General features: G+C 47.6%; 3 protein-coding genes. All 3 read right to left on the bottom strand.

Annotated features, from left to right (window positions below; genetic code table 11):
• Positions 1-241: 241 nt before the first annotated feature.
• The 3 genes from CEX98_RS05175 to CEX98_RS05165 all read right to left on the bottom strand — a co-directional run bounded on the left by CEX98_RS05175 (position 242) and on the right by CEX98_RS05165 (position 17937).
• A complete protein-coding gene (locus CEX98_RS05175) occupies positions 242-16555 on the bottom strand; it encodes an Ig-like domain-containing protein (protein ID WP_143484325.1) in 16314 nt (5437 codons plus the stop codon).
• Positions 16556-16677: 122 nt separating this feature from the next.
• Positions 16678-17292 (bottom strand): phage tail protein, encoded by a 615-nt coding sequence (locus CEX98_RS05170; protein ID WP_099641050.1) that lies wholly within the window; start codon positions 17290-17292, stop codon positions 16678-16680.
• 156 nt (positions 17293-17448) lie between these two features.
• On the bottom strand, positions 17449-17937 hold the full coding sequence (locus CEX98_RS05165) for a hypothetical protein (protein ID WP_099641049.1): 489 nt from the start codon (positions 17935-17937) through the stop codon (positions 17449-17451).
• Positions 17938-18082 lie beyond the last annotated feature (145 nt).

Here is an 18082-nt window from a genome sequence, read left to right as displayed (position 1 = left end):
AAGGTGTAGATACCTTAACGAAAGTAGGACACGGAAGCGCGGTTATCCCCAAAACTTACTGACTAGCTCAGGAAGTGATTTAATGTGATTTAAAAACAATGAGTGAGCTAATTCCTTATTCAAACCTCTGATTAATTAGAGAAAAGGTGTCATCTTCACCATTTAAATCATGCTTGGCAAAGATAAATATAAAAAGACCTCACAGTATGTGAGGTCTTTCGTTTAACCGTAGTGCTTGAAATTAGAAACGATAGCTAAGGTTTAGTGCTAGCTCCTTTACATCATTTGCAGAAACAAAATAGTGGCTATAATCAACACCTAAAGAAAGTGAATCAGTCAATCGATAATGAACCCCACCTCCGATATAGCCACTGGTACCACTATCCTCATAGCGCGTTGAGAATCGCCCCTCTCGCACACTATTTATCTTATAATCCCAATTAAAAGCTCCTAAGAACATTTTACCTACAAACTTATCCGCAAAACCTTTTGAATAGTTAAATTGTAGTGCTGGCCCTTCCGGTAATACAGGCGCAACACGCGCGAGGGCCGCCTGACTTTGCTCAGGATCGTCGCTCAAACCACTGAACTCAACTTTTCCACGACCAAGGTCTATATATCGAAATCCCACTTGCCAATTTGGAATTAGCTCGTAAAACGCGCCAATTGACCAACTGCTGCTATCTTCGTCTACATTTACAAACTCTAAATCGCCCGAATATAGCTCGCTATCAGCAGTTGATTGACCAAGTGTTGCTTCTAGTTGCCAATCACTTGCATGTACCTGCGTGCTCAGCAAACAAGTACTGCTTACCAAGGTAAATGCAGGTAACAGTGACTTTTTACGGCGGATCACCAACGCACTCACTAGTAGTAACAACATGCCTCCCATAGTCCCCGAAGACTTATTTGTAATAGATGTAACTTGTTTCACTGACACGGTAACACTGACCAGCCCTTCTGAAGTTGCACCAAACTCATCTTGAACAACATAGGTAATAGTATCAACCCCTTCAAAGCCAGCTTTTGGCGTATAGCTTAATGTACCATCTATGTTGATAGCTACACTCCCTTGAGTCGCAGTAGCAGAAACTAAGCTCAATACGCCCCCTTCAGGGTCCGTATCATTTGCTAACACATCAATGGTGATTGGTGAGCCATTTGAGGCTGCCGTATCATTCACTGTTTGCGGTGCTTGATTGGCAACAATAGAAACCGTTGCCGTGCTGCTGCTAGATCCTCCTTCACCATCGGTTACACCATACTGAATTGTTGCATTTCCAATGAATGAAGTTGGAGGGGTATAATGGAGCTTATTCTCATCAATCACTACATTACCAAAATCAACCGTTGCACTGGTAATGGTCAGCACATCATTGTCATCATCGGTGTCATTTGCAAGCACATCAATGATAATCGTTTGACCAGAAACAATAGTGACAGAGTCTGCGTTAGCAACAGGTTGAACGTTATTACTAGCTGGTACTGCAATGCCACCTGGGTCTACAATACTGCCATTCGCTATACCATCATCGTCATTCGGGCCACCATCAACTATCCGAAGTTGAACACACCAATCGCCTTCAGCAAGACCAGCAGTCCATTCATTGCTGCCTGGAGGTGGACAGAAGCCAGGCTCACCTTCGGTAGACAGCAATTCATTACCATCTCCAGTGACAAAGTCACGCCATTCTCCAGAGATTAACTTACGATACACGGCATTAAGCGGAATTGGCTGACGCTGTGGAAGCACAATACTGTAAACGTCACCCGGCTGTGGTAGGCCAGTTGCTATAAAGTCAAAAATACCACCGGCGTTACTCGCACTAGGATCTGACGGTAACTCTTCTTCAAGTAACTGCAACCCACCTGTATTGTTTTGTGGTACAGTCGCCCCTTTGCGGAGACAAACACCAGGATCCCCCTCAACTAAGAACTGACTGGATTCAAGTGCTTGCTCCTGGATGACATTACAGTCAGTGATAGCATCCATAAAATCAGGAATACCATCTTCATCGTCATCAGAGTACCCTTCTTGATCATCCGGAATTAAGTCTCCATCGCTATCTTCACCTGTGAGGGGGGCTAATGACGGCACAACTTCAACAAACACATTACGAGATGTAGACAAGCTAGGCTCAGCATTATCTTCAGCTGTCACTCTTACTTTATAGATTCCAGCTGGAATATTTGCAGGGTTAAACTCAAATACAAATGGATCGTTTGACACATTAACCAATGCGGCATCCGGCTGCCAAGTCACGCTTACTAAATCATTTGGATTAGGGTCACTAACCTGCGCTTCTATTGTTACTTGCTCATCAGAGGCAGTAATTAAGCTACGCTCCTCGTTATTCTGTAGAATGGTTGTTGTCAGGTTCGGTGCAACATTTTCTTCAACAATCGTGATTGTCGAAGAAGATTTTGCGCCCCTGTTCAGCGTGTCATCTAGGGTAACAACTATTGTTTCATTGCCTTCTGAAACGCCATCAGCAAATATATTGAAACTGATAGTCGCACTGGTTCCAGAGTTTATGACAACCTCACCTGACTGCAAGTCGTGATCTGTACTATCAGCAGTACCTGATACCGTATATGGTACAGTCACCGGATAGCTTGGCGCAGGTCCATTGAGGAATACCTGAATGGAGTGGCTGCGATCTTCAGCTACTCGACTATCCTTTTGCAACGATACCAACGGATTGACATTAAGATTTTGGCTCGCTGTCGCTTGACGCCCTTCATTGTCAGACGTTTGCCAGTAAACAATGTGGCTTCCTGGCGCGAAAATAGGAGCTCCCCTTACCAGTGAAACCGGTAATGAATTACCAGAGCTATCAACGGCAACGGCGGTGCCTAAGTTAACCTTAGTGAATAGCCCAGTTGCATCAACTGTTAAATCACTCGGTGCAGTTATCGTCGGCGCGCTACCCGCCCCCGTTTCGTTAATTGTAATATTGGCATTCGCCCTAGCCCTGGCTTTGCCCTCATCCTCAATTAAATAGGTAACAACAATAGGCCCTTGAGTATTCTGCACCGCTTCATAAGTTAACGTATTGTTTGCTATGAATGCGGAACCAATAGATGCTTTGGCGCCAATAATTCTCAGCTCTGTACCATCAGGGTCAACATCATTATCTAACACAGGAAGTACGTATTGATTCGAAGCGACCGCATCAAAGGTAAAGCTGTCGTCTACGGCAATTGGAACATCATTTACAGACGTCACCGTCATCGTCACAGAAGCAGTGTTTGACTTAAACTCATTGTCTGAAACAGTGTACGTAAACACGTCTGTGCCGTTGAAGTTCGGCAATGGGGTATAAGTAAACACCGTACCTTGAATTTGTACCACACCACTTTGCGGCTGTGATACTAGCTCCATTGTCAATGTGTCTCCATCAGCATCACTAACATCTGCAGAGAAGCTTGTTGTACCATCTTCGAGTACGCTTCTTTGCATGTTGTTCGCAATAGGTGCCGCGTTAACAGGCGCCACGACAATTTCAAATGCAGGTAAGCTTGCTTCGAGTTCACCATCACTCACACTGATTATAATGTTGCTATAGGTTCCAACATCTTCTCTCACTGGCGTACCTGAAAGGCTACCCGTTGTGCTGTCAAAACTTGCCCAAACTGGGGCATTTTCAATAGCGAATACTAAGTTTTCGGAGTCCACATCAGATGCTGTAGGCGTGAAACTGTAATCCTCATCTTGATTGACGTTTGTTGATGGAGTTCCCGAAATCGTAGGCGCGTCGTTAACAGGACTAACTGTTATAGCAAAAGCAGGCAACGAAGCATCAACTTGCCCGTCTGACACTGTAATAACAATATCTGAGTAAGTGCCATCCTGACCTTCAGTAGGTGTTCCTGAAATTGTTCCAGTTATATCATCAAAAGTTGCCCAAATAGGCAGGTTCGATACACTAAAGATGAGTGGATCATTGTCAGTATCTGTAGCAGTAGGCGTGAAACTATATGCTACATCTTCACTTGCACTTGTTAATGGTGTTCCAGAAATAACCGGCGCATCATTCACCGAGGTCACCGTAATATTTACTGTGGCAACGTTAGAAACTAATCCTTCAGCATCTTGTACTGTATAAGTAAAGGCATCATTACCGAAGAAGTTTGCAATTGGTGTATAAACAATATTACCTGATGCCAGTATCTGTAACGTGCCTCCTTGTGGTTGACTCACAATAGCCACGCTTGATGCATTTAATTGGCTATCAACATCAGAGTCGTTACCCAACACGTTAATTTCAATATTGCCATCTTCAAGTAATTGCGCAGTATTATCTTCTGCAACAGGGGCATCGTTAACAGCTGTAATATTCACCGTGACCATTGCAGGTTCAGAACGTAACCCTTCGCTATCATCAACTGTATAGGTAAAGGTTAAAATACCGTTTTGGTCTTGCTTTGGTGTGATATTCAATAAGCCATCGGCGCCAACAGTAACATCAGCCAGTTCATAATTACCCGCACCATCTCCTTTATCTTCGAGTACAATCGCGGAGCTTTCGAAGCCTTGATCCTCGACATCCGAGTCATTCGCCAGAATTGCAAGGGTAGTACCGGTATCTTCTTCTGTCGTCACCTCATCATTAGCTGCGATAGGTCTATCGTTTACTGCACCTATGTTTACGGAAATGGTCGCAATATTCGACTTTCCACCTTCACTATCTAGAATCGAATAAGTAAAGCTGTCACTACCGGTTTCGTTCGCATTTGGCGTGTAAGTAATGGTGCCATTGTCAAGGTCAACTTCTGCCTGACCAATTGTAGGTTGTGACTCTAGAGTTATGGTACCTGTAGGGTTTGTATCCTCTACATCTGTTGCACTTGCTCGTACTGCCAACGCTGATGTCGCGGTATCTTCATCAATATTTGGCGTAAAGTTTGCCGCTACTGGTAAGTCATTTACCGGTGTAATATTGATGCTGACTGTTGCCTCATTCGACTCAGCCTGCGTTGAATCCTTCACCGTATAAGTAAACGAATCTTCACCATTGGCATTTGCAGTTGGAGTAAAGGTAACTACACCGTTAGTTACACTCAATTGCCCTTTCGTTGGCTGAGTTTTGATTGTGACAGACGATGCAACCATGTTATTTTCAGGGTCACTGTCATTTAATAGCACATTGACTGAATTAGACGCATCTTCCAACGTTGTTAGCGTATCATTTACCGCTGTTGGGGCGTCTTCAATCGCAGTGGTGTTGATAGTCACGGTGTAGATTGGTGAGCTTGCATTCACACTATCTTCAACACGATATGTGAAACTATCTGTACTATCCTCACCGCCACTATGAATGTATTCAAAGCTACCATCAGCATTGAGCGTCAATGTACCATATTGCGGGTCTGTATCTTTTACAACAGTGAGACTGTCGTTAGAGTCGAGATCATCATCACTTGCAAGAGATAGTAATCCATTTTCAGAATCTTTGGATAAGGATCCCCCTTCATCAATAGTAAAGCTGACATCTTGTCCTATTGGCGCATCATTAGTATTGACTACCTCAATACTAAATGCTGCTAGGGTGTCACTATCCGTTCCATCAGTAACTGATATCTCAATATCAGAAGTAGTTCCGACATCCGAGTCTTCAGGCGTACCTGTCAGTTGACCTGTTTGTGTATCAAATTCAGCCCAATCAGGTTTGTTCACGATACTATAAGTGTGAGTATCATCGGTATCCGAATCTGTTAATGTTGGCGTGAAGTCATAAACACTATCTTCATCTACACTAGTATCAGGAGAGCCAGACAATACCGGAGCGACATTATATTTCTTAGTCACTGTATCAGTTACCGTGTCGCTATTATTACCAACATCGTCACTAACTATAACCGAAAGTGTAAGTGTTCCTTCGCCTAAAGAGGTAACATCAATATCCGTTTCTTGCTGTGTTGTGCTCGTGATTTCAATAGCACTTGAACTCGTTACTGAAGTATTTCCGTCAGATATCTCGTAAGTGAAACTCCCTGTTGACTCTAATCCAGTTAATGTGAAACTAAATGACGTTTCATTGTCTGCGTTAATCAACTCTTGATCAATTGAGGCTGTTATACCCTCTGGTGCTGAATTATCTAGTGTAACAGTCGTATTGGCTGAACTAGATGTATTACCGGATGCATCACTTTGTGACGCAGTTACCGTTAAGGTGCCATTAGTAAAGGTGCTAACATCAAACTCGCTGCCACTAATGGTCCAGGCACCGGTGTTATCCGCAGTGACCGTTCGACTTAAGCTATTCACACCATCATCAATTGTGACTGTTACACTGTTTTGCGCTTCTGCACCGCTTCCTTCAATCAATACATCGCTATCTTCAGTTTCATTTATTAAGTCGTCGCCTTCAATTGGAGTTGTGATACTTAATGCACTTGGAGCTGAATTGTCTAGGGTGATGGTGGTTGAGCCTGCGCTAGAGGCGTTCCCCGCACTATCGGTTTGAGTAGCAGACACTGTTAACGTGCCGTTGTTAAAGGTGCTAACATCAAACTCGCTGCCGCTGATGGTCCACGCACCGGTGTTATCCGCGGTAACCGTGCGGCTTAAGCTATTGGCGCCATCATCGATGGTTACCGTGACGCTGTTCCCCGCCTCTGCGCCAGTTCCGGCGATCAACACATCCGCGTCTTCTGCAGCGTTCACCAGTCCATCTCCCTCAATCGGGGTGGTGATAGACGGTGCACTTGGCGCAGCATTGTCTAGCGTAATGGTGGTGCTGGCGGCACTGGAGGTGTTACCTGCCGAATCACTTTGGCTAGCAGACACCGTCAAGGTGCCGTTATTAAAGGTGCTAACGTCAAACTCGCTGCCGCTGATGGTCCAGGCACCGGTGTTATCCGCGGTGACCGTGCGGCTTAAGCTATTGGCGCCATCATCAATGGTTACCGTGACGCTCGCATCCGCTTCCGCGCCAGTTCCGGCGATCAACACATCCGCGTCTTCTGCAGCGTTCACCAGTCCATCTCCCTCAATCGGAGTGGTGATAGACGGCGCACTTGGCGCGGCATTATCTAACGTAATCGTAGTGCTGGCTGCACTGGAGGTGTTACCTGCCGAATCACTTTGGCTAGCAGACACCGTCAAGGTGCCGTTATTAAAGGTACTAACATCAAATTCGCTGCCGCTGATGGTCCAGGCACCGGTATTATCCGCAGTAACGGTGCGACTCAAGCTATTGGCACCATCATCAATGGTTACCGTGACGCTCGCATCCGCTTCCGCGCCAGTTCCGGCGATCAACACATCCGCGTCTTCTGCGGCATTCACCAGTCCATCTCCCTCAATCGGGGTTGTGATAGACGGCGCACTTGGCGCGGCATTGTCTAGCGTGATGGTGGTGCTAGCAGCACTGGAGGTGTTACCTGCCGAATCACTTTGGCTAGCAGAGACCGTTAACGTGCCGTTATTAAAGGTGCTAACATCAAACTCACTGCCACTGATGGTCCATGTGCCCGTATTATCCGCGGTAACCGTGCGGCTTAAGCTATTGGCGCCATCATGAATGGTTACCGTGACGCTCGCGTCCGCTTCCGCGCCAGTTCCGGCGATCAACACATCCGCGTCTTCTGCAGCATTAACAACATCGTCACCTTCAATCGGGGTGGTAATAGACGGCGCGCTTGGCGCGGCATTATCTAACGTAATCGTAGTGCTGGCTGCACTGGAGGTGTTACCCGCGCTATCGCTTTGGCTTGCAGACACCGTCAAGGTGCCGTTATTAAAGGTGCTAACATCAAACTCGCTGCCGCTGATGGTCCACGCGCCCGTATTATCCGCGGTAACCGTGCGACTCAAGCTATTGGCACCATCGTGGATGGTTACCGTGACGCTGTTCCCCGCTTCCGCGCCAGTTCCGGCGATCAACACATCCGCGTCTTCTGCAGCGTTCACCAGTCCATCTCCCTCAATCGGAGTGGTGATAGACGGCGCACTTGGCGCGGCATTATCTAACGTAATCGTAGTGCTGGCAGCACTGGAAGTGTTACCCGCGCTATCGCTTTGGCTTGCAGACACCGTCAAGGTGCCGTTATTAAAGGTGCTAACATCAAACTCGCTGCCACTGATGGTCCATGCGCCCGTATTATCCGCGGTAACCGTGCGGCTTAAGCTATTGGCGCCATCGTGGATGGTTACCGTGACACTGTTCACCGCTTCCGCACCAGTTCCAGCGATCAACACATCCGCGTCTTCTGCAGCATTAACAACACCATCGCCTTCAATCGGGGTGGTAATAGACGGTGCACTTGGCGCGGCATTATCTAGTGTAATGGTGGTGCTGGCAGCACTGGAGGTGTTACCTGCCGAATCACTTTGGCTAGCAGACACCGTCAAGGTGCCGTTATTAAAGGTGCTAACATCAAACTCGCTGCCGCTGATGGTCCACGCACCGGTGTTATCCGCGGTGACCGTGCGGCTTAAGCTATTGGCGCCATCGTGAATAGTTACCGTGACGCTGTTCCCCGCTTCCGCGCCGGTTCCGGCGATCAACACATCCGCGTCTTCTGCGGCGTTCACCAGTCCATCGCCTTCAATCGGAGTGGTGATAGACGGTGCACTTGGCGCGGCGTTATCTAACGTAACCGTGGTGCTGGCAGCACTGGAGGTGTTCCCCGCACTATCCGTTTGAGTAGCAGACACCGTCAAGGTGCCGTTATTAAAGGTGCTAACATCAAACTCACTGCCACTGATGGTCCACGCACCGGTGTTATCCGCGGTGACCGTGCGGCTTAAGCTATTGGCGCCATCATGAATGGTTACCGTGACGCTGTTCCCCGCTTCCGCACCAGTTCCGGCGATCAACACATCCGCGTCTTCTGCGGCGTTCACCAGTCCATCTCCCTCAATCGGAGTGGTAATAGACGGTGCACTTGGTGCGGCATTGTCTAGCGTGATGGTGGTGCTAGCAGCACTGGAGGTGTTACCTGCCGAATCACTTTGGCTAGCAGAGACCGTCAAGGTGCCGTTATTAAAGGTGCTAACATCAAACTCACTGCCACTGATGGTCCATGTGCCCGTATTATCCGCGGTAACCGTGCGGCTTAAGCTATTGGCGCCATCGTGAATGGTTACCGTGACGCTGTTCCCCGCCTCTGCGCCAGTTCCGGCGATCAACACATCCGCGTCTTCTGCAGCATTAACAACACCATCGCCTTCAATCGGGGTGGTAATAGACGGCGCACTTGGCGCGGCATTATCTAACGTAATCGTAGTGCTGGCAGCACTGGAGGTGTTACCCGCGCTATCGCTTTGGCTTGCAGACACCGTCAAGGTGCCGTTATTAAAGGTGCTAACATCAAACTCGCTGCCGCTGATGGTCCACCCGCCCGTATTATCCGCAGTAACGGTGCGGCTTAAGCTATTGGCGCCATCATGAATGGTTACCGTGACGCTGTTCCCCGCCTCTGCGCCAGTTCCAGCGATCAACACATCCGCGTCTTCTGCGGCGTTCACCAGTCCATCGCCTTCAATCGGGGTGGTAATAGACGGTGCACTTGGCGCAGCGTTATCTAACGTGATGGTGGTGCTGGCAGCACTGGAGGTGTTACCTGCCGAATCACTTTGGCTAGCGGAGACCGTCAAGGTGCCGTTATTAAAGGTACTAACATCAAATTCGCTGCCACTGATGGTCCACGCACCGGTGTTATCCGCAGTGACCGTGCGGCTTAAGCTATTGGCGCCATCGTGGATGGTTACCGTGACGCTGTTCCCCGCCTCTGCGCCAGTTCCAGCGATCAACACATCCGCATCTTCTGCGGCGTTCACCAGCCCATCGCCTTCAATCGGGGTGGTGATAGACGGTGCACTTGGCGCAGCATTATCTAACGTGATGGTGGTGCTGGCAGCACTGGAGGTGTTACCTGCCGAATCACTTTGGCTAGCAGACACCGTCAAGGTGCCGTTATTAAAGGTGCTAACATCAAACTCGCTGCCGCTGATGGTCCACGCGCCCGTATTATCTGCAGTAACCGTGCGGCTTAAGCTATTGGCACCATCATGGATGGTTACCGTGACACTGTTCCCCGCCTCTGCGCCAGTTCCGGCGATCAACACATCCGCGTCTTCTGCGGCGTTCACCAGTCCATCGCCTTCAATCGGGGTGGTGATAGACGGTGCACTTGGCGCGGCATTATCTAACGTGACGGTGGTGCTAGCAGCACTGGAGGTGTTACCTGCCGAATCACTTTGGCTAGCAGAGACCGTTAACGTGCCGTTATTAAAGGTGCTAACATCAAACTCGCTGCCGCTGATGGTCCACGCACCGGTGTTATCCGCGGTGACCGTGCGGCTTAAGCTATTGGCGCCATCATGAATGGTTACCGTAACACTGTTCCCCGCCTCTGCGCCAGTTCCGGCGATCAACACATCCGCGTCTTCTGCGGCGTTCACCAGTCCATCGCCTTCAATAGGGGTGGTAATAGACGGTGCACTTGGCGCGGCATTGTCTAGCGTAATGGTGGTGCTGGCAGCACTGGAGGTGTTACCTGCCGAATCACTTTGGCTAGCAGAGACCGTTAACGTGCCGTTATTAAAGGTACTAACATCAAATTCGCTGCCACTGATGGTCCACCCGCCCGTATTATCCGCAGTAACGGTGCGGCTTAAGCTATTGGCACCATCATGGATGGTTACCGTGACACTGTTCCCCGCTTCTGCGCCAGTTCCAGCGATCAACACATCCGCGTCTTCCGCAGCATTTACCAGTCCATCTCCCTCAATCGGGGTGGTAATAGATGGTGCACTTGGCGCGGCATTATCTAGCGTAATCGTGGTGCTGGCTGTACTGGAGGTGTTACCTGCCGAATCACTTTGGCTAGCAGAGACCGTTAACGTGCCGTTATTAAAGGTGCTAACATCAAATTCACTGCCGCTGATGGTCCACGCACCGGTGTTATCCGCGGTGACGGTGCGGCTTAAGCTATTGGCACCATCGTGGATGGTTACCGTGACGCTGTTCCCCGCTTCCGCGCCGGTTCCAGCGATCAACACATCCGCGTCTTCTGCAGCATTAACCAGTCCATCTCCCTCAATCGGGGTGGTGATAGACGGTGCACTTGGCGCGGCATTATCTAACGTGATGGTGGTGCTGGCTGCACTGGAGGTGTTCCCCGCATTGTCGGTTTGGCTAGCGGAGATCGTTAAATCACCATTTGTAAAACCACTGACATTAAATTCACTGCCACTGATAGTCCAGTTGCCACTACCATCAGAAGTTACATTTTGGCTCAGTGTTGCTGACCCATCAGTTATACTGACACTGACAGTAACATTAGCATCAGCACCAGATCCGGTGATTAATACATCATTGTCTTCCGCAGCATTCACTTTGCCATCACCTTCGATTGGTGTGGTTATAGTTGGAGCACTGACATTAGTATCAATAGTGACCGATAACCCTGCACTGTCTACTGTGTTACCAGCGGTATCCGTCGCCCGAGCAGAAATTGTTTGAGCACCTGATGTTAGCTCTGAGCTAGTAATTGTCCACGTTCCACCGCTTACCACTGCACTGCCTACAGTACCATCTACATTTGAAATGAGTGTTACCGTGTCACCGGTAGTACCAGTACCTGTAAATGTAGGGGTCGTATCGTTGGTGATATTATCAGTGTTTGATGAACCGGTATCACTACTTGCACTAAGGTCTGGAGTAGAAGGTGCACTCGGTGCTGTTGTGTCAATAGTTACACTTAGGCTACCTGAAGACGTACTTTCATTGCTATCCGCATCGGTCGCCTTAGCAGAAATCCCATGTACCAGACCTGCGGTCAATGCACTGGTTGTGATCTGCCAGTTACCGCCAGTAGCAGTCCCAGTGCCAATGACTGTGGCTCCACCACCAACCTGATCACTGTAAAGTGTAACGGTTGCGCCGCTTTCGGCCGTACCACTAAGGGTCGGTGTTGTGTCGTTGGTTATATTATCAGAGTTAGAAGGCCCAGTATCAGAACCAGCGTCTAAATCAGGAGTCGATGGTGCATCTGGTGCAACATCATCATTCACTGTTATTGTAAAAGCTTTTTGGAATGTCGTAGTGGCATCATTTGTCTGCAAACATACCACATAGGTTCCGCCATTCAGAGCCGCCTGAGTTTCTAAAATAGAGCCATTGATTTGGAAACTGGCATTATCGGTATCAGCACTACACGTACCACTTGCACTTGAACCTGCGCTTACCAAAGAATACGTATGGCTATCACTGGTATCAACATCACTAGTTGATAATATGCCAATATTTGCACCGGCCCCTGTTGCCGATTGATTCACTGTAGTATTAGATAAACTGATGTCTGTTGGCGCATCATTTTGCGCTGTGATATTGATAGTTGCCTGATTAGTTCCTGTGCTGTTGGCAGTGCCGTCATTGAAGGTGAAATCTAACGTGACAGACGCAGGAGGAGCTTCAGAGCTATTTTGATAAGTGATATTCTGTAACACAGAGTCTACAATTGCAGACGTTGCACTAGAATTGAAAGTCAGTACTAAAGTGCCAGACGAATTCGTTGTTACCGTACCAACTGTTGCTGCATTGTAGGTAAATGTATTTCCCTCTGTTAATGTGCCGAGCGAACCATTATTACCAAACACATCTTGGCTATCTGCACCGCCATTTCTCGCGATGGTTAAAGATGCACCATCATAATTACCCGCTCCGGTATTTAAAGCGTCTAATTCTGTATCAGCAACAAGTACGTCAGAATCAATGACTACAGCCGAGCCATTTTCTACAAATGTCCCGCCACCATTGAGATTGCTAAATACAGGGACATCATTAGGAGTAATGAAAGTAATTTCGGTGTTGCCATTATTATCTGCTACCGAAAAACCTAAGTTATTGCCCGGTGCATTAGTCAGGCTAAGTGAAATTTCAACCGCACTGAAGTCGGTGGCATTAGTGTCTATTTGAAGTACACTCGTGCCATTAAAGCGTACATTACTTGTTGTCAGCCCAGTTACACCAGTTACTGTAACTATATCGCCAATACTTAGGTCAGCAATGGTATCTCCGTTAAGATCCGTCGCACTACCAACAAAATTATCGTTGCCTGCATTACCCGTCATCGAGTCGGTACCGCCACCAGGGCGGATCGTATCGGCACCACTACCACCGCTGATGGTGTCGTTGCCATTAAAATCGGTGGCGGTCATATTAATGGTATCACCGCTTAGTGCGCTGGCATTGAGTGTAATAGCATTAGTAATTGCACTACCGAATGCATTAGAAATCGTAACCGCGTTACCATTGGAATCAAAGTTATCGGTCAACGTAATATTGAAGATACTGTTGGTTCCAATCGCCAAGTTTTCGACTTCAGAGACACTGGTATTGGCGAAGTTAAATGTGCCGCCATCTACTAGTTTTAGTGTTTCAGATCCCGCAGCACCGGTGATCGCCGAGGTAAAGTTATTTGCAACATTAGCAGCATCAATCGTCACAGTTGCCCCGCTGACCAGCGATAACGTGCCGATATTAGTAAAGCCACCACCACTTACATCCGCGCCATCTGATGCACTCACAGTATCGCCAGTTGTAGGATCGCCTACCAACGAGCCATTAAAAGCACTGCCAGCAATATCAAACGTAATTGCATCGGTTCCAGAGGTTGCATCTATGGTAGCCGATGCATTGGTGACCGTAATGGTTCTAGTATTGGTATTGTCATCACCTACTGAATAAGTTTCTATGCCATTTAGCGTTGTAAAGTCGCCGTCACCACTGATGTTTATGGTCTCTGATCCAGTTGCAGTAATAGTGCCGGTAAATGCAGCGTTCTGTGCTGGCGTCATTGTGACCGAAGCACCGCTGACCAGTGTCAAATTAACGATATTCGCTATTGACCCGCCAGATATATTTGCTCCAGAAGACATTGATAGCGTATCAGCTGTTGTACCCTCACCTGTAAGCGTACCAGTGTATGTAAGCGTACCAACGTTAAACGTGACGGCATCTGTGGAAGACGCAGCTGTTACTGACGTGCCCCCAGCTGCTATCGTAACCGTTCGGCTATTACTCGAATCGTCATCAACAGAAAAACTCTCTATATTGGCAAGTGTTGTAAAGTCGCCATTACCTACAATATTAATGGTTTCAGTGCCTGCAGCTGTGATCGTGCCAGCAAATTTAGACGGCTGACTTGCACTAAGTGTCACACTAGCGCCGCTGGCCAAAGTTAAATTCTCAAAGTTCACCACAGTTGAGCTGGATATATTTGCCCCCGAACTCATCGCCATGGTGTCTGTGCCACTCGAGCCGTTTAGCGTACCCGTTGTGGTGAAAGTTCCAACATCTATGGTGTCATTACCACTACTACCCACAATCGTCTGACCCGCAGCACCCAAAGTGACCGTATTGGCCTGACCTAAGAAGTACGCTTCAATCGCACTGGATGCTGTAAATCCATCGTTGGCAACAGCAATTAAAATGCTCTCAGTACCACTACCTGTTATCGAGCTAAAGGTGTCGTGTTGAACCTCCGTCATAGTAGCTGAGGAGTTGTTTTCAACCGTAAGTGTTTCAAACCCACTCACAGTGGCATTGGCAATATTAGAGCCGTTTGCCATTTGCAGCACATCAGTACCGCTACCACCTGAGAGTGTCCCGGTGGCGGTTATCGCCCCGGTAATAACCGTGTCATTGCCACTACTACCGGTAATGTTCTGTCCGGAGCTCCCCATAGTGATCGAAAATGCCGCGTCGAGTACGTATGTTTCAATGTCACTGTCAGCTGAAATAACACCGTTTCCATCAGCGCTACTGAGCGTGAATTGATTGGTGCCCGCACCATTTATGGTGGTAAATGATTCGTGTTGAGACTCCGTCAATGTGATTGATGCTCCACTGTCGGGTGTAAGTGTCTCAAAGTTGGTTAATGAGGTAAGGTTTGCAAGATTAGTACCCGTTGGTACTGACAATATATCTGTGCCGCCACCACCATCTGCCGTAGAGCCTGTGGTATGGCTGGCATCAGCAATAGTAAGCATTTCATCTTCGCTGGAAAAGGTAATAGCGGGTGTAAGATTAGTGCCATTGGTGGTATTAAATGCAGCTGCACTCGATGATGCCGCTGTGGCATTGCTTACACTAACAGTTGCAGTTCGAGTTGTACTATTAGTCGAGCCATCATTGATCACAACCGTCACTGTACGCGCCGTTTCATTTGGCGTACTGGATGTGTTGTTATAGGTGACAGCTTGCAAGAAGGTAGCAACTTCGGCAGCCGTTGCAGTGGCTCCGGTAATAGAAATTGTATCTTGAAGTGTAATGTCCGATGCGCCAGACACACCCGTCAGTGCGTTTTGCGCCGCTGCTGTTACATTAAGGCCTTCAGATGCCCCATCCTGATCGTTGGTCAGTGTAATTGTTATGGTTTTTAGTGTATCACTGTCCGCTTCGGTCACAGACGCGCTACTCGCGATATTAACCGCGCCACTGCCTTCAGAAAAACTGGCGGTGTTATCATTACCACCGGTGCCAGAGTTCAAATCAACCTCAGGCGCTGTATTAGGCGTACTAAAATTAAAAGTGGTGTCGTCACTGATCCCTAGGAACGCATTTCCTGCTGAATCCTGGACTGCTGTTGCATCAATGCGGATGGCGTAAGTGCGATTACCTGTCAGATCAGTGGTAGGGTTTAAATAGACTTTGTCGTTAGTGATACTGACGCGCCCAGCACTTGGTGATGTGGTTGTGCCATCGCTTTCGGTGGCCACATCAAATACTTCGAAGTCACTATTGTCAGTAACATTACGAATGGTGATATTGCCACTATTGAGTGCGATATTTTCATCAAAAGCAATCTCAATGTTGTTGCTAACAGAGACATTGGTTGCATCGTCAGTAGGGGTTGAGCTCGCACTGACAAAAGTAGGCGCGGTTGAGTCAGAGACTGCGGCGTCATCAATCTTGATACTTCTTATAAGGTAACGAGAGTCAGAACCCGGACTACGGGTAAATGCCATAGTCACAGTATCAACGTCCTGCCATGCTGCATCAGTAAAATCTGTACCCCAGGCCAGGGTAAAGAGCTCCTGTAACCCAGAATTTGCATCATTTCCATTTGGCAAGGTGACAGTTTCTGTCACGGTCTGCGTACCACCCGAAAACCCGGTCAACACGAGTTGATAGGTTTTATCTGAGTCTCTGGCCGACCCCTGCATAAAGGTAATTTCGTCGAAACTGAAGTTAATGCTGGATTTTTCATAAAAGCGGAAGCCACGATCATTGAACTCACTAAGCATGGTATTTGAGTAAACCACGCCAGCCACAAACGCGAGATCATTTAAGCCTGTAAACGGAGTACTATCCGAGCTAGTGCCCGCATCTAATACCAAAGTCACAGGACCTGCACTGGTTAAAGTGACTGAGGGCATGTTACCCGTATTTGAGTCACCCGTTTCTACCTCACTGAATCCGGATCCAGACCCATTTGAGTAGTTGATCGTTTGCTGCGCAGCCCAAACCTCACCGGAAAGCAACGCCGCCGACACCCCTGCTGAAGTAACTGCGATAGCAACCTGACTTAATCTCATTATTCTCTCCTGATGATGCCTGCCTTTATCGACACAGCCTATTCATTATAATCTTCTAAAAAATGTAACCTATTGGTTACAAAAGGATTGGCGACTAGTTCAGCCAATCCTTTCTTGTTTGGTTAACTCCGCGGCGGGAATACACCTTCTGTTGCAATTAACCAATTAACCGGCAATACTGGATTTAAAACCGTAAGAGGCACTGAACCGCCAGTGTTAGTCACAGTAACGGTTCCACCCGCCGAACCTCCACCAGAGACACTTAACCCTTTGATATCGGTCAACGAAGCTTGCTGGAAAGATGGCTTAAAGAACGCAGCATCCGAACTTTGTGCAATATATGAGTCGCTGTCCGGCTCAGCAGTATTTGCCGCATTAGTTGCAACCTGCATAGTGCCAGAAACAGGGGTTGAGCCACCCAGAGGCGTAAAAACTGCAGAGTGTGAATGCGCAGGCATATGAGGGATGTCAATAGCTACTTGCTCTGTGCCTTGTCTTTCACCTTGACGGTAATCCATTCCACCAGGGCGCACACCTTGACCTACGGGGCTACGACCACGTAAATCAGGTAGCGCGAAGGTCGTGCGCGCATCACCGCCATAAATAGTACCTACCAAGGCAAAAAGCGCTTGGTTTTGTGAAATTGCCATTGTCTGACCTAAACACATCGCAAAGTTTCTGATTGTAAAAGCGCCACCAAAGACACCCATTGAGCCAATATACGGATCAGTAGACATATTTATTCCTCTTTAAATTTAACACATACCTTGTTCGATAATCGCTCAGTACAGCCCAACCTAGTAGTGACTTATCGATTCGTGGCAATAGTAGTATTGCCGTAACTCATTTAACTTGACATTAGAACGGTTTACATCTGTTAAGCACTATCCAAATCATTCAGTTTCTTCTGGGTTCCCCTCTGGCAAATGTGGTGTAAAAACCGGAGGAATAAAAAATTCAGGCAACTGCACTCTACGAGCTTCCCCACTCAGTACTTTATCAAGGCAAATAGTACCAATATCATTAATGCTGATATTCAGCTCAGCTGGAGCGTCGTTTGTAGGCGCGGGAAAGCGCCAGTAAAGCTCGTTAGTTTTATAGCGTAACAGCGCCATTTGCTCATATTGATCAAACTCACTCGGACTGTCACAAAAACGTTCGTGACAATCCTCTAGCTTTTGTTTTCCTAGAAATTGCACCAGCAAACTTCCCATTCCTGGAATGTCTAGTATTCCGCTTTCACCCTGTGCAACCGTCATTTCTCCAGTGCCTTCGAGTTTGCAAATATTTTGCCCCTCTCCCTTTGGCACTGCACCACAGTTATAGGGATACAACATAAGGTCATAGCCATAGCGGTTTGTTAGATTTATCTTTATGTTCATATCTACCTCGCTTCTGAGTTTATATTCAGAGCATAGTTAGAAATGCAGGATACAAAGTGAATAGGCACAGTTACCAATCAATCCTTCTCAACTAAGCTACCGTTAAAATTTAGTTTAAAAATACTGCATTACTACTGATTTAAAT

Origin of the sequence: Pseudoalteromonas piscicida, assembly GCF_002744175.1 — a bacterium.
GTDB classification, from domain to species: domain Bacteria; phylum Pseudomonadota; class Gammaproteobacteria; order Enterobacterales; family Alteromonadaceae; genus Pseudoalteromonas; species Pseudoalteromonas piscicida_B.
This window is presented reverse-complemented; position numbering and strand designations above follow the sequence as displayed.

What these genes read in the sequence shown, in the direction of transcription:
- CEX98_RS05175 (WP_143484325.1), bottom strand. Translation starts at nt 16,555, where the DNA reads ATGAGATTAAGTCAGGTTGCTATCGCAGTTACTTCAGCAGGGGTGTCG.
- CEX98_RS05170 (WP_099641050.1), bottom strand. Translation starts at nt 17,292, where the DNA reads ATGTCTACTGATCCGTATATTGGCTCAATGGGTGTCTTTGGTGGCGCT.
- CEX98_RS05165 (WP_099641049.1), bottom strand. Translation starts at nt 17,937, where the DNA reads ATGAACATAAAGATAAATCTAACAAACCGCTATGGCTATGACCTTATG.